The organism is Streptomyces sp. NPDC052773, assembly GCF_044547145.1.
In the GTDB taxonomy this organism is placed as follows: Bacteria; Actinomycetota; Actinomycetes; order Streptomycetales; family Streptomycetaceae; genus Streptomyces.
The window spans coordinates 426,541-445,201 of record NZ_JBITZX010000001.1; the positions used below are offsets into that span (position 1 = coordinate 426,541).

The window sequence follows — 18,661 nt, forward strand, 5'->3', positions numbered from 1 at the left end:
TGATTGTTAGGAAGGTTTCCTGTTCCGGCGGGTGAGGGGAAGCTAGTCCGGCCGGGAACCGGGCGTCAAGAGAAAGGGCCCCTCGTGCGAGGGGCCCTGGGTCGCGACTACTTCGTCGTGCTCGGCGGCGTCAGCGGCGACGCCGCCGCCGACTGCGGCGAGGTCGTGCTGGCGTACGCCGACGGGGGCGCCATGCCCGCCGTCGGGTCGGCGTCCGCGTCACCCTCCGACTGGGCCGGCAGACCGCCGACGATCCGGATGCCCTCGGCGTCGAAGGCCCGCTTGATGCGCCAGCGCAGCTCGCGCTCGATCGTCAGCGACTTGCCCGGCATGGTCTTCGCCGACACCTTCACGACCATGGAGTCCAGCAGCAGGCTGTCCAGGCCCAGGATCTCCACCGGGCCCCACAGCATCTCGTTCCAGGGCTCTTCCTTGCTCATGGTGTCGCCGACCTGGGTGAGGACCGCCTTGACGTGGTCCAGGTCCTCCGAGGGGCGGACGGTGACGTCGACGCCCGCGGTGGCCCAGCCCTGGGAGAGGTTGCCGACCCGCTTGACCTCGCCGTTGCGGACGTACCAGATCTCGCCGTTGTCGCCGCGCAGCTTGGTCACCCGCAGGCCCACCTCGATGACCTCGCCGGAGGCCACGCCCACGTCGATCTGGTCGCCGACGCCGTACTGGTCCTCCAGGATCATGAACACGCCGGACAGGAAGTCCGTGACCAGGTTGCGCGCGCCGAAACCGATCGCCACGCCCGCGACACCGGCCGACGCCAACAGCGGAGCCAGGTTGATCTGGAAGGTGCCGAGGATCATCAGGGCGGCGGTGCCGAGGATCAGGAAGCTCGCCACCGAGCGCAGCACCGAGCCGATCGCCTGCGAGCGCTGCCGGCGGCGCTCGACGTTCACCAGCAGGCCGCCGATCGCGGTGCCGTCCACCGCCTGCACGGTGCGGTTCATCCGGTCTATCAGCTTGGTGATCGCCCGCCGCACCACCACCCGCAGCACCGCGGCTATCACCACGATCAGCAGCACCCGCAGGCCGATCGCGAGCCACGTGGACCAGTTCTCCTCGACCCAGCTCGCGGCGTTGGTCGCGCTCTGCTGGGCGTCCTGGAGCGTGGGCACCTTCGGGATCGTCGTCTCGGACGGAGACGGCGACGGCGAGGGGCCGGCGGCCAGGAAGACGGCGGACAGGGACACGGGGGGTAACCTCCAGGTGCAGCGGTCTGCCTCCGGCGGGGTCGTCCGGGTCACGAAAAGGTCACCGGGCAGGCAGAACCACCACACTAACGGGGCATTGTGTGTGCAACCGCCTGGTTCGCGCGGGAGAGACAGGACTCACCTGGGCTTGAACAGGTCCCCACCTGGGGGATGAATCAGATGTGGTCGAAAACACTCCCAGCCCGTTACCGGGACATGGTGGCGCGTTCACCGGGCCTGAGGGGAGACTGGCTGCAGATCGTCCCGGCGCGAGCCACGCGCCGCCGGCGTACAAGGAGGCATCCGTGCCGCATGTCCTGGTCCTCAACGCGTCGTACGAGCCCCTCGGCGTCGTACCGCTCCGCCGCGCGCTCGTCCTCGTCCTCGAGAACAAGGCCGTATGCCTCGAGGAGTCCGGCGCCTATCTGCACAGCGCGACCGTCACAGTCCCCGCACCCAGCGTGGTCCGGCTGAAGCGATTCGTGCGGGTTCCCTACCGGGGGCCCGTTCCTCTGACCCGCCGGGCGCTGTTCGCCCGCGACGGAGGCCGGTGCATGTACTGCGGTGGCGTCGCAACCAGCGTCGACCACGTCATCCCGCGCTCGCGCGGGGGCAAGCACGTGTGGGACAACGTGGTGGCGTCCTGCCGCCGCTGCAACCACGTCAAGGCCGACCGCCACCTCACCGAGATCGGCTGGCGGCTGCGCCACAAACCCGCCCCGCCCACCGGTCTGGCCTGGCGCATCATCGGCACCGGCCACCGGGACCCGCGCTGGCTGCCGTACCTGCGGCCGTTCGGCGCGGACGACGCCTTGGCCCGGATCGACGGCATTTCCGCCTGACGGTCCGGGCTTTCGCGTATCCCGCGGGGCTTGCGCACCTCCCGTGCGGGACCGGGGAGACCCCCGTCCACCCCGGTCCCGAAGGACTGCCCGCACGCGGGTTCCCTAGGTGAAGCGCAGCTCGCCCGGGCGCACCGACCGGCGTAGCAGCGGCAGCGAGGTCGCCGCGGCCAGCAGGCAGGTGACGTAGACGGCGACCGGGACGAGCAGGGCCGCCCACGGCACGGAACGGCTGCCGCCGTCGTCGGTGAGCATGACGTACCCGGTGCCGATCGCCATGCCGCCGATGCCCGCGAGCAGCACCGCGGGTGCCAGCGGCAGCGCGGTCTCCAGCAGCAGCGCCCGGCCCAGCACGCGCTGCGGCACCCCGGCGGCGGCCTGGGCGGCCAGCCCGCGGCGGCGGGTGGCCAGGGACTCGGCGGTGCCGACGGCGAGGGCGAACAGGACGATCAGCAGGGCGACGCCGATGGCGGCGGCCGTCAGGTTCAGCCCCGTGGTGTAGAAGCCGTTGTTCTCGGCCAGGTGCTTGTCCGACTCCAGGACCTCCAGCAGCGCTTGGCGGACCCCCACGAAGCCGGTGCCGACGACCGTCACCAGCAGCACCGCCGCATGGGTGCGGGCGGTGGCCCACGGGTCGTCGCGCAGCCGCTCGGCCGCGATCAGCACCGCGGGGTCGTCGGTGCGGGCGGCCAGCAGCCGCCCGGTCAGCCGGGACGTGGCGCCCACCAGCCAGACCGCCGCCGCGCCGACGACCACGACGGCGCCGAGGACCGTGAGGGGGCCCGCCGGGCCGCCGGGCCGCGGGCCGGCGGACAGCCGGTGGACCGAGCCGGCCGTCACGGCCGTGAACAGCAGCGCCGCCGCGACGAACGTCCGCCCCGGGCGGGCCTGCGCCCGCACCCGGCGCACCTCGCCCAGCGGCGAGGCCACGACCCGGCGCAGCGCGACCACGCTCACCAGGGTGCCCACCACCGGCACGGTGAGCGCGACCGCCGCGATCCCCACCCACGCCAGGGCCGGCGGCCGGCTCCACTCGCCCAGCAGGAGCAGCACCGAGAAGACGGTGGCGACCGCCGAGCCCAGCGCACAGGCCAGCCCGGTCTCCGCCGCCGCGATCCGCCGCACCTGCCAGGGCGTGGCCCCCGCCAGCCGCAGCCCGGCCAGCCGCCGGTCCCGGTGGACGGCGCCGATCCGCGCGCACTGCCCGAGGAACCCGAACACCGGGACGAGGAGGAGCAGCAGGGCGACGATCATGCCCGAACGCTCGCCGGGGTGGTCCAGCAGCCCGTTGCCGACGGACACGTGGTAGCTGCGGCCCCGCAGGGAGGCCAGCACCGCCGCCGCCAGGGCGAACCCGGTGGCGAGCAGCGCCCCGAACGCGGTGAGCGCGATCCGCCACCACTCCCGCCGGTCCGAGCCCGTCACCAGCAGCCGGGCCAGTCGCAGATCCGTTCTCACCGGGTCACCCCCAGCACGTCCGCGCCCTCGGCGAGCACCACGCCGTCGCGCAGCGACACCTCACGGTCGGCGTACGCCGCGACCCGGGCGTCGTGCGTGATCACCAGGACGGACGTGCCGGACTCGCGGGCGGCGTGCACCAGCGCGGTCATCGTCTGCTCCCCGGCGAGCGAGTCCAGCGCGCCGGTCGGCTCGTCGGCGAACACCACCTTGGGGCTGGTGACCAGGGCGCGCGCCAGCGCCACCCGCTGCGCCTGCCCGCCGCTCAGCTCACCGGGCCGCAGCCCTTCCTGCCCGCGCACGCCGAACCGCTCCAGCCACTCCCCGGCCACCGAGTGCGCCTGCCGGCGGGCGAGTCCCCCGAGCAGCAGCGGCAGCGCCACGTTGTCCAGCGCGGTCAGCTCCGGGATCAGCTGCCCGAACTGGAACACCACGCCGAACTCGGTGCGCCGCAGCTCGCTCAGCCGGGCCTCCGGCAGCTGGTCGACGCGTTCGCCGCCGTAGGTCACCGCGCCCGCGTCGGGCCGGACGATCCCGGCCAGGCAGTGCAGCAGCGTCGACTTGCCGCTGCCGCTCGGGCCGGTGACGGCCAGGATCTCGCCGGCCGCCAGCTCGACGGAGGCGCCGCGCAGGGCCTCCGTCCTGCCGTGCGCCTTGATCAGGCCACGGGCCGCGAGCAGCGGTGTGCCGGGGTTGTGCTCGGCCGTCATCGGTGGTCTACCTCCGCGGTCAGGGTCGTCAGCCGGGCCGCGGTGGTCGTCATCCAGCGCAGGTCGGCGTCGAGGTGGGTGAGGGCGTAGTCGGCGGACAGGACCGTGGACAGATCGGCGCCCGGGGCGGTCTTCACCGCCGTGAGCTCACGCATCCGCGCCATGTGCGCGGCGCGCTGCTCGCGCAGATAGCGGTCCGGGTCCCCGCCGGAGAGGATCGCGACGACGACCTTGGCGAAGATCTCGTTCGCGACGAACGGCGCGGGCGGGGTGACCTCCCCGGCCCAGCGGGCCAGCTCGGCGGTGCCCTTCTCGGTGGAGCGGTACAGGGTGCGCTCGGGGCCGCCGTCGGCGTCGGTGCCGTCGACCTCGGCCAGTCCGTCGCGGACCAGTCGTTGCAGGGTCGTGTACACCTGCCCGTAGGCCAGCGGGCGGGCCTGCGGGAAGCGTTCGTCGTGCCGTCGCTTGAGGTCGTAGCCGTGGCTGGGACCGGCGGCGAGCAGCCCGAGCAGGATGTGGCGGGTGCTCATGATGATCAGTATGCACTGAGTACATGTACTGAGTGAATAGCAGACGCGAAAAGGCTTCAGAAGTTCCCTGCACTCTCGCGAAAGGGTGCCCGGTCCGAGTCAGTCCCGGACCGCGTACGCCTCCACCGACCACAGCGAGTAGCCGTACTCCGTCGCCCGCTTCTCCCCCTGCACCCGCACGAACCGCACGTCCCGCTCGTCCATCCGCAGCTCCTCGCGGCCGCCGCGGCCGTCGCGGACGGTGGCCGCGGTGCGCCAGCGGCGGCCGTCCGCGGAGACCTGTACGCGGTACGCCGACGGGTGGGCGTCCTGCCAGTGCAGCACCACCCGCCCCAGGCGGACGGGCTCGGGCAGCTCGACCTGCCACCAGGCGCCGTCGTCCACCGGGGACGACCAGCGGGTGGCCGGGTCGCCGTCGCTCGCGGCGGACGCCGGGAAGTCCGGGGTCTCGTCGCCGGAGGACCGGGCGGTGCCGGCGCGGGCGAGGTCGGGGCCGCCGGTGGGCGGCACCGCGCGGACGGTGACCGTGCGGGTCACGCCGCCGAAGGCGAGGGTGACGTCGTAGGAGCGGGCGGGGGCCTCGCGCGGGATGCGGATGTCGAGCGGCACCTCGACCGCCGTGCCGCGCGGGAGGGCCAGGACACCGCCCGGAGCGGACACGTCGATTCCCTTCGGCGCCCGGACCGCGAGCCGCCCGCGGACCTCCTCCGGCCGCAGCGAGGCCAGCCGGACGGTGATCCGCCGGGTGCCGCCGAGGTCCGCGTCCACCCGCTCGCCGTCCGTCGTCAGGGACACGGCGGGCGCGTCGGCGTACCAGGGCACCAGGTGCCGTACCCGCGACGGCGCGGGGCCGGTGACGCGCAGGGCGTCGGCGCGCAGGCGGGCCGGGAGCTCCGTGGCGCCCGAGGCGTCCAGGGTGCCGAGCGTGCGCCAGCCGCCGCCGGGCAGCCGGGCCTCGACCGTGCCGGTGGTGCCGGGTTCGCTCAGCACGGTCACCGCGCTGAGCGCGCGCGGGCGCGGGAAGCGGACCGTGCGGCCGTCGGCGGCGTCGCCCGGGTTCGCCTCCGGCTCGCCCTCCAGGCCCGCCCACGTCTCGTACGCCCGCTGCGCCCGCGCCAGGAACGGGTCCAGCACCCCTTCGCCGACCGTCACCCGGGAGGCGGCGAGCCGGGTCCGCAGCGCGCCGAGGGCGCGGTACGCCGTCCAGGCCGCCGCCGGGTCGCCGGCGCGCTGGGCGCGCAGCAGGTCGAGAGCCGTGGTGCCGGCCTCGCCGTAACGGGCCAGCTGCCGGGTCCAGGGGGCGACCTCCTCGGCCAGGGGGGTGCGGGCGAGGCGGTCCGGGGCCTCGCGCATCACGGTGAAGGCCGCCCGCAGCCGGTGCTCGGCGCCCTCGTCGCCCTGCGCGCGGGTGCGCCAGAAGTCCTCCATCAGCGGGCGCAGATACGCCGACTCCTCCCCGCCGAGCACCGAGGAGGCGTCGTTCCCGGCGAGCGCGGCGAGGGCGGCCCGGCGGCCCTCGTCGCCGCCCGCGAGGTCGTCGATCGCGGCCCGCCAGGATTCCTGGGGGCGGTAGGCGCGCGGGTTCCAGGCGTAGTCGGCGGCCGTGAACAGCGGGATGCGGGAGGCCGTGGCCTGCGCCATCGCGTTGGCGAGCAGCGCCGCCGAGCCGGTCGCGACGGCCGGTTCCCGGCCGGTGTACGGGCCGAGGAAGACCCGGCCGGGCGCGTAGTCGTTGACCGGGTAGTTGTCCATGGTGACCAGGGGGTGCCGGAACACCTCCCGCGCGGTGGCCAGTTCCCGTCCCGTGATGGTGCGGGGCACCACGCCGACGCCGGTCCACGCCACCGCCACGTCCGCGTCCAGCGCGCCCGCCAGCTCCCGCCGGTACTCGGTCGCGCCCTCCTGGTAGTACTCGGTCGGCATCACCGACAGGGCCGCCGCGCCGGGGTGACGTTCCGCCAGATGCCGGGCGACCGCGTTCGTCACGCGCGCGTGGGCCCGCGCCGCCGCCTCGGGGCCCGAGCCGAACCGCTCCGCGTCCGCGTCGCAGTGCCACTCGCTGTAGCTGACGTCCTGGAACTGGAGCTGGAACGCCCGGAAACCCAGCGCCCACATCGCGTCCAGCTTCCGGGTCAGCGCCCGCACGTCCGCGTCCGAGGCGAAGCACATCGCCTGGCCCGGCGCGACCGCCCAGCCGAGCGTCACATGGTTGCGGCGGGCCCGCTCGGCCAGCTCCCGGAACTCGGCCCGGCGCTCCGCCGGGTAGGGCTCGCGCCAGCGGGCCTGCCGGTACAGGTCGTCGCCCGGCGCGTACAGGTAACGGTTCTGCTTGGTGCGGCCCATGAAGTCCAGGTGGGCGAGGCGCTGCGCGTGCGTCCACGGGGTGCCGTAGAAGCCCTCCGCGGTGCCCCGTACGGCGGTGCCGGGCCAGTCGCGGACGACCGCGCCCGTGATCGTGCCGTCGGGGCGCACCAGCTGACGCAGCGTCTGCACGCCGTGGAAGACGCCGTCCTCGCCCGCGCCGGAGAGGGCCACGCCGTCCGGGCCGGTGGTCAGGTGGTAGCCGCCGGCGGGCAGCGCCCCCCGGTCGCCGGGGCGCGCGCGCTCCGTGCCCACGCGGACCACCAGGGTGCCGTCCGCCGGTGCCGGATCACCCGCGGAGAGCAGCGCGACCCGGCGCGCCCCCGCCTCCCGCAGCACCGCGCGCAGCGCGTCCAGGTCGGACGCCGTCACCGTGCCGTCGGAGACCAGCGCGACCTCGTCGGTGACCCGGGCCGGGGCGCCGGTGGCGCGCAGGGACTGGGGGCGGGGCCACACGGACGGCTCCGGGGACGCCGTCTCCGGCGTCCGCGCGGCCGTGTCCGGGGCGGGCGGGGCCGCGACGGCGGCCGGGGCGCCGCCCAGGGCTCCGGCGGCCACGGCGAACGCGAGCGCGGCCGCGCCGCCCCTCCTACGCCGCAGCTGCACGGGCCCCCTCCTCGGTCTCATTCGCCCCTGGTGTCGTCGGCGCACGGTTCCGTCACGGGTGACCGAGCCCACCATCCGGGGGTGAGGGTGTCAACGGGGGTGGCCGTAATACGTGTTTTGCCGGAATCTGGTGAGGGTGGGAGAACCTGGAATGTGACGAGAAGTGCCTTGTTCGTCCTCCGGGCGTCTGCTCGCGCGCTCACTGGGTAGGGCTGCGGTTACCCCACCTCGACGCCGTACTCGGCGCCCGAGACCGCGACCGACCAGGAGGTCACTGTGACGGCATTGGCAGACCTGCTCCTTCCCGCCCTGTCCAAACGCACGGCGGAACTCGCCGCCGACCTGCCCGAGGACCGCCACGCCGAACCCCACCCGTGTGCTTTCAGCGCCGAAGGCACCTGCGCCCACACCCCGCTCACCAGCGAACCCCCGCTGCCCTACGCCGAACCCCTCACCAGCGAGCCCCCGCTCGCCGCCCCGGACGCCGACTCCACGAGGCCGTAGATGACCGCGCCCCGCCCGGCCGAACCCGCCGGACCCGACGAGGCCGCCCTCCCCGGCGAGGAGCTGGCCCGGCTCGCCGAGCTGCACGGCGTGGCCACCTCCTACCGGCCGTCCCCCGACCGCACGGTCGCCGCGTCCGCCGCCGCCGTCGTCCGCGTCCTCGGCGCGCTCGGCGTCGACGCCGGCACCCCGGAGGCGGTGCGCGCCGCGCTCGCCGTCCGGACGCGGGAACGGGACGAGCGGCTGCTGCCACCCACCGTGGTCTGCTGGGGCGGCGGCCCGCTGCCGGAGGCCCTCGCGGCGCTCCCGCCCGGCACCCGGCTGCGCGTCGAGACCGAGCAGGGCGAGGCCCACGCCTCCGTCGACCAGCTGCCGCCGGGCGTGCACCGCCTCACCGCCGCCGCGCCCGACGGCCGCACCGCCGACGTGCACCTGGTCGTCGCCCCCGCCCGGCTGCCCAGCCCGCCCGGCCGCTCCTACGGCCTGCTCGTGCAGCTGTACTCGCTGCTGTCCCGGCGCTCCTGGGGGATGGGCGACCTCGGCGACCTCGGCGAGCTGACCGGCTGGGCGGGCCGCGCCCTCGGCGCCGGATTCATCCAGGTCAACCCACTGCACGCGGCCGTACCCGGCGCCCCCACCGACCCCTCCCCGTACCGCCCGTCCTCCCGCCGCTTCCCCGACCCCGTCCACCTGCGCATCGAGGACGTCCCGGAGTACGCGTACGCCCTCGGCGGGCCCGGCGGCGACCGGCTGCGGGCCCTGCCGGAGCGGGCCGCCCGGCTGCGCGAGGCGGTGCTGGACAAGGGCGCGCTGATCGACCGGGACGCCGTGTGGGAACTGAAGCGGGAGGCGCTCGAACTGCTCTGCGCCGTCCCCCTCGGCCCCGGCCGCCAGGCCGCCTACGGCGACTTCCTCGCCGAACAGGGCCAGGCCCTGGAGGACCACGCCACCTGGTGCGCGCTCGCCGAGGTCTACGGCACCGACTGGCAGAACTGGCCCGCCGGACTGCGCGACCCGCGCTCCGCCGAGACCGCGCGCGCCCGCGCCGACCTCATGCACCGCGTCGACTTCCACAGCCGCCTCGCCTGGCTCACCGACAGCCAGCTCACCGCCGCCCAGCGCACCGCCCGCGAGGCCGGAATGCCGGTCGGGATCGTGCACGACCTCGCGGTCGGCGTGCACCCCGGCGGCGCCGACGCCTGGGCCCAGCAGGAGTTCTTCGCCGCCGGCATGTCCGTCGGCGCCCCGCCCGACGCCTTCAACGCCCGCGGCCAGGACTGGGGCCTGCCGCCCTGGCGCCCCGACCGCCTCGCCGCCTCCGGCTACGCGCCGTACCGCTCCCTGCTGCGCGGCCTGTTCCGCTACGCCGGCGCGCTGCGCATCGACCACGTGATGGGCCTGTTCCGGCTGTGGTGGGTGCCCCAGGGGGAGCCGCCGACCGAGGGCACCTACGTCCGCTACGACGCGGAGGCCATGCTCGCGATCCTGGTGCTGGAGGCCTCCCGCGCGGGGGCGATCGTGATCGGCGAGGACCTGGGCACCGTCGAGCCGGGCGTACGCGAACGGCTGCGGGAGCGGGGCGTGCTCGGCACCTCGGTGCTCTGGTTCGAGCGCGACTGGGACGGCGACGGCCGCCCCCTGCCGCCCGAGGCGTGGCGCGCCGACTGCCTCGCCACCGCCACCACCCACGACCTGCCGCCCACCGCCGCCCGCCTCACCGGCGAACACGTCGACCTGCGCGACCGGCTCGGCCTGCTCGCCCGCCCGCTCGCCGACGAACGCGCCCAGGCCGCGGCGGACACGGGGGAGTGGCTGGCGTATCTCTCCCGGCTCGGACTGCTGCCCGGCACCGGCGGCGGCTCGGACACCGCGTCGGAGGAGGCCGAGGTCCAGGCCGTCCACCGGTTCCTGATGCGGACCCCGGCCCGCATGATCGGCCTCTGGCTCCCCGACGGCGTCGGCGACCGCCGCCCGCAGAACCTGCCCGGCACCTGGGACCAGTACCCGAACTGGCGGCTGCCCATCGCCGACGCCCAGGGGCGCCCGGTGACGCTGGAGGACCTGGCGGGCTCACCGCGGCTGCGGGCGCTGACGGAGGTGCTGCGCGGGGAGGCGGGACGGACCTCGTGACGGTGCCCGGGGCCCGTACGGCACCCCGGGCGCGCGGTGCTCACGGGCGTTCGCTACTTTTGGGACCGTGGACAAGAAGAACGCCCTGCGCGCCGGCGCCCTGGCCGCCGGTACGACGCTGATGATGCTGCTCATGTCGTCTCCCGCGAGCGCGCTGACCCGCGACGACGGTGACGACCCCGGCACGGGCCTGAGCGTCATCGAGACGCTGGGCCTCTTCGTGATCGCCCCGCTGGTGATCTTCGCGGTCATCACCGGCCTGGTGATGGTCCTGGACCGGTCGCAGGAAAAGCACCGGGTGACCACCAAGAACATCAAGACCAAGGCCACGGCCCAGTAGGCACGTTCCGCCGAGGGCGCCGGCTCGCCCGTTGTACGTACGCGATCCCGCGTCCGTACGCGTTGTCCCGTACGGGGGCGAGACCGGCGCCCTCGGCGTGTCCGCGTATCGGCGTGCAGCCTCAGGGGCCCGGCTCGGTCAGATAGCGCTGGAGCGTGGGGGACAGCCACGCGACGATCTCCTCGCGGGTCAGCTCCGCGGCGGGCGGGAGGCGCAGCACGTACCGGGTGAGCGCGAGACCGAGCAACTGGGACGCGACGAGCGCGGCGCGGGCGGGTGCCTGCTCCGGGTCCGGGCAGAACCGGCGGGCGAACGGCAGCAGCTGCTCCCGGAAGATGCCGTGGATCCGCTCGGTCCCCGCCTGATGGGCGACGCCGACCCGGAGGAGGGCGGTCAGCACCTCGTTGCCTTCCCACACGTCGAGGAAGTGGTTCGCCGCGGCTCGGCCGACGGTGGCGTGGGCGACCCCGGCCAGATCGGGCAGGCGCAGATCGACGGCGACGGCCGCCGCGAACAGGCCCTCCTTGTTGCCGTAGTAGCGCATCACCATCGACGGGTCGATGCCCGCGTCCCGGGCGATGGCCCGGATGGTGGCGCGGTCGTAGCCGTCGGAGGCGAAGCGTTCGCGGGCGGCGTCGAGGATGGCGGTGCGGGTGGCGTCGGAGCGGCGCGCTCGGGGGCTGTCGGTCATGCCGACGAGGCTATGCCAACACGTGTTGGCCAACAAGCGTTGACTACCCCTGCCGGACGTCCTACGGTTGCCAACAAGCGTTGACCAACACTCGTTGACCAACAGGCGTTGACCACCATGCGTCGGCATTCGGGAGGTCCCATGAACGGCACCACGAGCACCGCACCCTCGGTCATCGTCGTAGGCTCCGGCCCCACCGGACTCCTGCTCGCCGGTGACCTCGCCACCGCCGGCGTCCCCGTCACCGTCCTCGAGAAGCGCCCCCGCCGAACCGGCAACCTGACGCGCGCGTTCGCCGTGCACGCCCGCACCCTCGAACAGCTCGACGCCCGCGGCCTCGCCGACGAACTGGAGGCCGTCGGCCGCCCGATGGACCGGCTGCGCCTGTTCGGCGACCTCACCATCGAGTTCGACTCCCTCCCCACCCGCTTCCGGCACCTGCTGGTCGTCCCGCAGTACGAGGTGGAGAAGGCGCTGGAGCGGCGGGCGGTGGCGGCGGGGGCCCGGTTCCGCCACGAGACGGAGGTGACCGGGCTGACCCAGGACGCGACCGGCGTGACCGTCGAGGTGAAGACCGCGGACGGCCGGCCCGGGACGCTCCGCGCGGCGTACGTCGTCGGCGCGGACGGCCTGCGCAGCGTCGTACGCCAGGCCGTCGGACTGCCCTTCCCCGGCCGCTCGGTGATCCGCTCCATCGTCCTCGCGGACGTCCGACTCGACCCGGAGCACGCGGACCTGATGACCGCGAACGCCGTCGGCGACGCCTCGCCCTCGTCGTCCCCTTCGGCGACGGCTACCACCGGGTCGCCGCCTGGGACCGCCGCCGCGACGTCCCGGACGACACCCCCGTCGACCTGGACGAGATCAGGGAGATCGTCCGCCGCGCGCTGGGCGGCGACTTCGGGATGCGCGACCCCCGCTGGCTGTCCCGCTTCCACAGCGACGAACGCCAGGCGCCGACCTACCGCGTCGGGCGGGTCTTCCTCGCCGGGGACGCCGCGCACGTCCACAGCCCCGCCGGCGGCCAGGGCATGAACACGGGCCTCCAGGACGCGGCCAACCTCGGCTGGAAGCTGGCCCAGGTGCTGCACGGCCACGCCGCCCCGGACCTCCTCGACACCTACGACGCCGAACGCCACCCCGTCGGCAAGGCGGTGCTGCGCAGCAGCGGCGGCATCCTCCGCCTCGCCATGGCCAGGCGTCCGCTGGCCCTGGCCCTGCGCGCCCTCATGACCGCCTTCGCCGGCTTCTCCGGCCCGGTCCGCCGCAGGGCCGTCGCCCAGATCACCGGCATCGGATACCGCTACCCCGCACCCCGCGGCGCCCATCCCCTGACCGGCAGGCGCGTCCCCGACATCCGCTTCGCCGACGGCACCCGCCTCTACGAGGCCCTGCGCGGCGGCCGGTTCGTCCTCGTCACCCCGGAGCCCTGCGACGCGGGCGACACCCGCAAGGACCGCCTGGTCACGGCCCGCTGGGCGAGCACCCGCCGCACCGTCCTCCTGGTCCGCCCCGACGGCTACGCGGCCTGGGCGGCGGAGTCGGCGGACGGGGCGGAGCTGGAGGCGGCGCTGAGGGCGCACGTGGGCGGCCCAGGCCCGAGGCGTTGAGGGCGCACGTGGGCGGCCGTGGTCCCGAGGCGCTGAGGGCGCGCGTGGGTGGCCCCGGCCCCGGCCCCGAGGTGCTGTCCTAGGCCGTCGCCGCCAGCAGCAGTCGCAGCAGGTCCGCCAGTTGGCGGGCCTGTTCGTCGGTCAGGGCGGAGAGGGCCTCCGTCTGGGTGGCGACGCCCGCGCCGACGGCCTCCTCGATGAGGGCGAGGCCCTCGTCCGTGAGGGTGACCTGGAGGCCGCGGCGGTCGTGGGGGTCGGGGGAGCGGCGGAGCAGGCCGGCGCGCTCGAGTTTGTCGAGGCGGCCGGTCATGCCGCCCGTGGTGAGCATCAGGGTGGCGGAGAGCTGCCGGGGGGAGAGGGTGTACGGCTCGCCGGCGCGGCGCAGGGTCGCGAGGACGTCGAACTCGCCGCGGGAGATGCCGAAGCGGGCGTATGCCTTCTCCGTACGGTCGCCCATCGCGCGCGAGAGCCGGTAGATGCGGCCGAAGACCTCCATCGCGCGGGTGTCGAGGTCGGGGCGTACGGCGGCCCACTGCTCGATGATCGCGTCCACCGCGTCGGGGGTGGCGGGCTGCTGCCGGGCGGTCGTGGGGCTCTGCGTCATGGGAGGAGTATCCGCCCGGGTTGGGTCGGCCGCAAGAAAGTAGCTTGACGGAAACTTGCTTAGCGCTAAGCTAATCACTGCCAAGCTGATTAGTGCCAAGCTGTTCGCTCAGCGGCCACCTCACACCTCGAAGGGGGCCCGCCATGAAGCGGTCCGCCACCGTCCTGCTCACCGCCCTCGCCCCCGTCTCCTGGGGCACCACCTACGCCGTCACCAGCGAGATCCTGCCACCGGACCGCCCCCTCTTCACCGGGCTGATGCGCGCCCTGCCCGCAGGCCTGGTCCTCCTCGCCCTCGCCCGGGTGCTGCCGCGCGGCGTCTGGTGGGGCAAGGCGGCGGTGCTCGGCGCGCTCAACATCGGCGCGTTCTTCCCGCTGCTGTTCCTCTCGGCGTACCGGCTGCCGGGCGGGCTGGCCGCGGTCGTCGGCTCGGTCGGGCCGCTGTTCGTCATCGGGCTCTCCGCCCTGCTGCTGGGGCAGCGGGCCACCACCCGGGCCGTGCTCGCCGCGCTCGCCGCCGCGTTCGGCGTCAGTCTCGTCGTCCTGAAGGCGGCCGGCGCCCTGGACACCCTCGGCGTGCTGGCCGCGCTCGGCTCCACCGCCTCCATGTCCGCCGGAACCGTGCTCACCAAGCGATGGGGCCGCCCGGACGGCGTCGGGCCGCTCGCGCTGACCGCCTGGCAGCTGACGGCCGGAGGGCTGATCATCGCTCCCGTCGCCTTCCTCGTCGAGGGTGCGCCGCCCGCGCTGGACGCCCCGGCCGTCGGCGGCTACCTCTACCTCTCCCTCGCCAACACCGCGGTCGCCTACTGGCTCTGGTTCCGCGGCATCGGCGGGCTCACCGCCACCCAGGTCACCTTCCTCGGCCCGCTCTCCCCGCTGACCGCGGCCGTCGTCGGCTGGGCCGCGCTCGGGCAGACGCTCACGCCGCTCCAGCTGGCGGGCATGGTGCTGGCCTTCGGGGCGACGGTGGCGGGGCAGCTCGCGCCGCGCGCGAAGGCTTCGGGGGCGGCCACCCGGGTGGCGGCCGGTTCGTTCAGTTCCGCTGAAAGGAATGGTCGCAAAGATTCGATGGACGTGACGGGTCCCGCGCTGCGACGGTAGATCCACCGCGATCTGCCCGACCACCGACGCGATCTCCTCGACCACCGACGCGAGCTCTCCGACCCCGAAAGGACCTCCGTGGCAGCCGTCCTGCACAGGACCCCCACCCGCACCTCGGACTCGGCGAAGGCCCCCGCCGCCCCCGTCCTCGGGATCACCCTCGCCGTCCTCGCCACGGTCGTCTGGTCCGGCTCCTTCGTCACCTCCCGGGCCCTGCACGACAGCGTCCCGCCCGTGCAGCACGCGTTCTGGCGCTGGGTGGTGGCGCTCGCGGTCGTCGCCCCCTTCGGCGCCCGGCAGGCCTGGCGGCAACGGGAACTGATCAGGCGTCACCTCGGGTTCGTCGTCCTCGCGTCCTTCCTCGGCGTCACCGTCTACAACACCCTCGTCAACCAGGCCGCCGTGACCACCCCGGCCGCCACCATGGGCATGATCATGGCCGCCTCGCCGGTGCTGATGGCGGTGTACGAGCGGGCGGGCGGAGTGCGGCTCGGCGCCCGCCGGGTCGCCGGGCTGCTGACCGCCTGCGCCGGCGTCCTGCTGCTGATCGGCCGGGACGGCGCCCACTTCGCCGCCGGCGACCTGTGGATGATCGCCGCCGCCTGCTGCTTCGGCACCTACAGCGCCCTGCTCCGCCACAAGCCCGCCGAACTCGGCGGTACGGCCTTCCTGTTCACCACCTTCCTGATCGGCACCGTCCTGCTGCTGCCCGCGCAGGCCGTGAGCCTCGCCGCCCAGGGCGGTTTCGCACCCACGGCGGGCACCGTGCTGCCTCTGCTGTACGTCGGGATCGCCTCCTCCGCCGTCGCCTTCTTCGCCTGGAACCGGGCCATCGCACTGGTCGGCCCGAGCCGCGCCGGAGTCGTCTACTACCTCCAGCCGGTCTGCGTGGCCCTGCTGTCCTGGGCGGTGCTGGGCGAGGCCACCGGCTGGGCGCAGTTCGGGTGCATGGGCCTGATCCTGGGCGGGGTCGTGCTCGGGGCGCGCCGCTGATCCGCCGGCCGCCTGGCGTAGGTTGACCGCCATGGCCGCCGAGTGGGACATCCGCAAGCTCCACATCCTGCGCACCCTGCGCGAACGCGAGACCGTCACCGCGACGGCCGAGGCGCTGCGGATGACCCCGTCGGCCGTCTCCCAGCAGCTGACGAACCTCTCCCGCCGGCTCGGCGTCCCGCTGCTCCAGGCCCAGGGGCGGCGGGTACGGCTCACCGACGCCGCCCGGCTCGTGCTCCGGCACGCCGAGGCGGTGTTCGAGCAACTGGAGCGGGCGGACGCCGAGTTGGCCGCCTACGCGCGCGGCGAGGTCGGCGAGGTGCGGGTCGGCGCGTTCTCCACCGCCGTACCGGCGCTGGTCGTCCCGGCCGTACGGGCCTTGCGGACGGCCCATCCGGGAGTGACGGTACGGGTCCGCGAGACCGAGGCCGGTGAGGCGTACGACCTCCTGGCCGCCGGTGACGTGGACCTCGCCCTCTCCCTCGCCGCCCAGGCCCCCACGGCGGCCGACCCCCGCTTCACCGTTCTCCCCCTGCTCGCCGACCCCCTCGACCTCGCCCTGCCCCAGGACCACGCGCTGGCCGGTGCGGAGCAGGTGCGGCTCGCCGACCTCGCCGCCGAACCGTGGATCTTCGGCGGCAGCGGCCCCTGGTCCGACATCACCCGCGCCGCCTGCGAGGCCGCCGGTTTCCGCCCCGTCCAGGGACACTCCGCGGCGGGCTGGACCGCGATCCTGGCCATGGTCGAGGCCGGCATGGGCGTCGCCCTCGTCCCCCGCATGGTCGGCGCCCGCCGCGAAGGCGTGGTGATGCGCGAACTCACCGCGGACCGGCCGTATCGGCATGTGGTGGCGGCCGTACGCAAGGGGGCTGAGGAGGCGCCGACGGTGGGCCGGGCGCTGGCGGCGCTGCGGGAGGCGGCGGGGCGGGGCTGAGTGCTCCAGTGTCACCGCAGTGGAGCGCCCGCCGAGCACCGCTGAGGGCATTCTGTGCGTCAGCCCCACAGAGCGCCGCCGACTCCCGGAGTGTGTGCCGGACCCGCAGGCAGGGGCAATGGACTCATCATCCGTCGGCCGCGGGCACATCCTGTCGACGCCGGCCCTGTGGTCCGGGCAAACGGCCCGTACTGAAACGGCCCAGCGGGTCTGCGGTCCAGCTCTGCTTCCCGCGTTGGCGGCTGCGCTGTCCCCAGCTGAGAGCCGCACGGCGCGCGATCTTGTCTATCCGTCGGCTCGGGAATAGTCTCCCAAGTGGTCAATGTTAGTGACTATCACTAGATTGACTAAATGGGCGGGGTGGATGGCCGCCCCTTCACCCGGGCGGGTGACCGCCCCCTATGCAGGAGAAGCTTCATGACTGAGAACGTCTCCGGAATCGACCGCTTCCACGAGCCGCTGACCCGCGACAATGCCGCCCTGCTGCTCGTCGACCACCAGGTCGGCCTGTTCACTGGGGTCCGTGACATCGAGGTCGCCATGCTCAAGCACAACGTGACCGCTCTGGCGAAGGCGGCTCAGGTGCTCGACATCCCCACCGTGGTGACCACCACCATGGCGGACGGCATGTGGGGCCCGCTCGTACCTGAGCTGACCGAGGTCCTCCCCTCGGATCTCGAGGTGATCGACCGCAGCACCGTCAACGCCTGGGACGAGCCTCGGGTCCGTCGGGCCGTGGAGGCCACCGGCCGCAAGAAGCTGATCATCGCGGGCATCTCCATCGAGGTGTGCGTCGCCTTCCCGGCGATCTCCGCGACGTCCGTCGGCTACGACGCCTACGCGGCCATCGACGCCTCCGGCACCTTCAGCGAGACCAAGCGCACGGTGGGCCTGCTGCGGATGCAGCAGGCGGGTGTCATCGTCACCGACTACGCCACCACGATGGTCGAGATCCTCGCCGACAACGCCGACCCGAAGGCCTACGAGCTCTACGGGGCGGTGGACATGCCGTTCGCCGCGCTGGTGGGTCAGCTGTCGGCCGCTTACTCCAAGAACGGCTGAGCCGTCCCGCCACCGAGCCGCTCCTGCGGGCCGGCCCCCGTAACCGCGCCCGCGGGAGCTCCCCCCGGGGGGCGCGCGCGAAAAGAGAGCGACCCCTGTCTATCGTCATAACCTTGACGGTCAACAAACTGACTAATAGGTTGAGGTGGTCGCCCCGGGGTGCCGAAGGGGTCGTCATGCCGAAGCTGATCAGAGTCGGCGTCGCGCCCGAGCCAGGGGCCGACTTCGAGATCGTGGACTGAGGCGCGAGGGTGCCGGGGTGGTGCAGGCGCCGGAGGGCGCCTCGTGATGATCCGGGCGCCTGAGGGGGCCGGGCCGGCGGCTTGAGTGAATGGGTTATAGTAACAACCGTGACTGTCACTAAACTGACCACTGGCGAGGCGGTGTCGCTGGTGGTCTTGCCGTGACTCGTGATCAGCGGCCGGTGCCGTTGCGGGGCTCCCGCCTGCTGGCTGCGGCTTCGTCGAACTGGGCCAGCTGTTGGGTGGTGATCTCCCGGAAGGCGCCTTTGAACGCCGCGTACTCCCGCTCACCGATCGTCTCCGCGTGCCGCTTCTCGATGGCGGCCATGATCGCGTCCGACTTCTGCATCTGGTCCCGCCCTCGGCGGGTGGGCACGATCAGCTTGGCTCGCCGGTCCCGGGGGTCGGGCCGGCGCTCCACGTACTCCAGGGCCTCCAGCTCGTCGACCAGGTTGCCGATGACCTGCTTATGGGTCCCCGACTGCCGCGACAGCTCCGTCGCCCGACTGCCCTCCTCGTCGAGGAAGCCCAGCACGGCGCCGTGCTGAGGTCGTAGGTCGGGATGCCCTTGCTCGGCCAGTGTGTCGAAGAGCTCCTTCTGGATCGAGAAGAGCAGTCGCGTGGACAGGATTCCGAGATCCGGATCCTTGAGCTTCCGTTCGCTGCGCCGCACTACGACACCCTCTCCTCGTCACCGTTATTGACTGTCACCATCTGTGATATTAACTGGCGCCGAGGG

General features: G+C 74.0%; 16 protein-coding genes and 1 pseudogene. 9 read left to right on the plus strand and 8 right to left on the minus strand.

The genetic code is table 11. The features are described 5' to 3' along the window. Nucleotides 1–107: 107 nt before the first annotated feature. Nucleotides 108–1,202 carry a mechanosensitive ion channel family protein gene (locus tag ACIG0D_RS02055; RefSeq protein WP_399795684.1) on the minus strand — a complete coding sequence of 365 codons (1,095 nt, stop codon included), beginning with the start codon at nt 1,200–1,202 and terminating at the stop codon, nt 108–110. A gap of 305 nt (nt 1,203–1,507) precedes the next feature. On the opposite strand from ACIG0D_RS02055, the gene ACIG0D_RS02060 reads away from it, so the two are divergent. Next, a complete protein-coding gene (locus ACIG0D_RS02060; RefSeq protein ID WP_365757441.1) occupies nt 1,508–2,044 on the plus strand; it encodes an HNH endonuclease in 537 nt (178 codons plus the stop codon). Nucleotides 2,045–2,149: 105 nt separating this feature from the next. Here the strand turns inward: ACIG0D_RS02060 and ACIG0D_RS02065 are convergent, their stop codons facing one another. The 4 genes from ACIG0D_RS02065 to ACIG0D_RS02080 all read right to left on the minus strand — a co-directional run bounded on the left by ACIG0D_RS02065 (nt 2,150) and on the right by ACIG0D_RS02080 (nt 7,709). Next, entirely contained in the window at nt 2,150–3,502 is a 1,353-nt protein-coding gene (locus ACIG0D_RS02065) for an FtsX-like permease family protein (protein ID WP_399795685.1), read from the minus strand. After that, a complete protein-coding gene (locus ACIG0D_RS02070; RefSeq protein ID WP_399795686.1) occupies nt 3,499–4,212 on the minus strand; it encodes an ABC transporter ATP-binding protein in 714 nt (237 codons plus the stop codon). Before ACIG0D_RS02070 ends, ACIG0D_RS02065 begins: the two co-directional genes overlap by 4 nt. Next, complete coding sequence (locus tag ACIG0D_RS02075) at nt 4,209–4,742, minus strand: PadR family transcriptional regulator (protein ID WP_165998641.1); 534 nt, start codon at nt 4,740–4,742, stop codon at nt 4,209–4,211. The genes ACIG0D_RS02070 and ACIG0D_RS02075 overlap by 4 nt, the downstream gene beginning before the upstream one ends. Nucleotides 4,743–4,841: 99 nt before the next feature. Continuing rightward, complete coding sequence (locus ACIG0D_RS02080; protein WP_399795688.1) at nt 4,842–7,709, minus strand: beta-N-acetylglucosaminidase domain-containing protein; 2,868 nt, start codon at nt 7,707–7,709, stop codon at nt 4,842–4,844. Nucleotides 7,710–7,985: 276 nt separating this feature from the next. Here ACIG0D_RS02080 and ACIG0D_RS02085 point away from each other — a divergent pair, with 276 nt between their 5' ends. The 3 genes from ACIG0D_RS02085 to ACIG0D_RS02095 all read left to right on the plus strand — a co-directional run bounded on the left by ACIG0D_RS02085 (nt 7,986) and on the right by ACIG0D_RS02095 (nt 10,683). Beyond that, on the plus strand, nt 7,986–8,213 hold the full coding sequence (locus ACIG0D_RS02085) for a hypothetical protein (RefSeq protein WP_399795689.1): 228 nt from the start codon (nt 7,986–7,988) through the stop codon (nt 8,211–8,213). After that, nucleotides 8,214–10,343 carry a 4-alpha-glucanotransferase gene (gene malQ / locus ACIG0D_RS02090; RefSeq protein ID WP_399795690.1) on the plus strand — a complete coding sequence of 710 codons (2,130 nt, stop codon included), beginning with the start codon at nt 8,214–8,216 and terminating at the stop codon, nt 10,341–10,343. It abuts the gene before it with no gap. A 67-nt stretch (nt 10,344–10,410) separates the two neighbouring features. Next, complete coding sequence (locus ACIG0D_RS02095; protein ID WP_399795692.1) at nt 10,411–10,683, plus strand: hypothetical protein; 273 nt, start codon at nt 10,411–10,413, stop codon at nt 10,681–10,683. A gap of 121 nt (nt 10,684–10,804) precedes the next feature. On the opposite strand, the gene ACIG0D_RS02100 is transcribed toward ACIG0D_RS02095, so the two are convergent. Then, nucleotides 10,805–11,374, minus strand: coding sequence for a TetR family transcriptional regulator (locus ACIG0D_RS02100; protein WP_399795694.1), 570 nt, complete (start codon nt 11,372–11,374; stop codon nt 10,805–10,807). Nucleotides 11,375–11,515: 141 nt separating this feature from the next. On the opposite strand from ACIG0D_RS02100, the pseudogene ACIG0D_RS02105 reads away from it, so the two are divergent. After that, nucleotides 11,516–12,984, plus strand: a pseudogene (locus tag ACIG0D_RS02105) (FAD-dependent oxidoreductase). 79 nt (nt 12,985–13,063) lie between these two features. Here the strand turns inward: ACIG0D_RS02105 and ACIG0D_RS02110 are convergent. Next, on the minus strand, nt 13,064–13,588 hold the full coding sequence (locus ACIG0D_RS02110; RefSeq protein ID WP_365757421.1) for a MarR family transcriptional regulator: 525 nt from the start codon (nt 13,586–13,588) through the stop codon (nt 13,064–13,066). Between the two features lie 143 nt (nt 13,589–13,731). Between ACIG0D_RS02110 and ACIG0D_RS02115 the strand changes: the two genes are divergently transcribed. From ACIG0D_RS02115 to ACIG0D_RS02130, 4 genes are all read left to right on the plus strand, one after another. Further along, nucleotides 13,732–14,691, plus strand: coding sequence for an EamA family transporter (locus ACIG0D_RS02115; RefSeq protein WP_399795697.1), 960 nt, complete (start codon nt 13,732–13,734; stop codon nt 14,689–14,691). A gap of 90 nt (nt 14,692–14,781) precedes the next feature. Then, nucleotides 14,782–15,684, plus strand: coding sequence for a DMT family transporter (locus ACIG0D_RS02120; RefSeq protein ID WP_399796339.1), 903 nt, complete (start codon nt 14,782–14,784; stop codon nt 15,682–15,684). Between the two features lie 31 nt (nt 15,685–15,715). Beyond that, entirely contained in the window at nt 15,716–16,618 is a 903-nt protein-coding gene (locus tag ACIG0D_RS02125) for a LysR family transcriptional regulator (protein ID WP_399795699.1), read from the plus strand. 417 nt (nt 16,619–17,035) lie between these two features. Continuing rightward, complete coding sequence (locus ACIG0D_RS02130) at nt 17,036–17,680, plus strand: isochorismatase family protein (protein ID WP_399795701.1); 645 nt, start codon at nt 17,036–17,038, stop codon at nt 17,678–17,680. 414 nt (nt 17,681–18,094) lie between these two features. Here ACIG0D_RS02130 and ACIG0D_RS02135 read toward each other — a convergent pair whose 3' ends face one another. After that, nucleotides 18,095–18,595 (minus strand): MarR family winged helix-turn-helix transcriptional regulator, encoded by a 501-nt coding sequence (locus ACIG0D_RS02135; RefSeq protein WP_399795703.1) that lies wholly within the window; start codon nt 18,593–18,595, stop codon nt 18,095–18,097. Between the last annotated feature and the right edge of the window lie 66 nt (nt 18,596–18,661).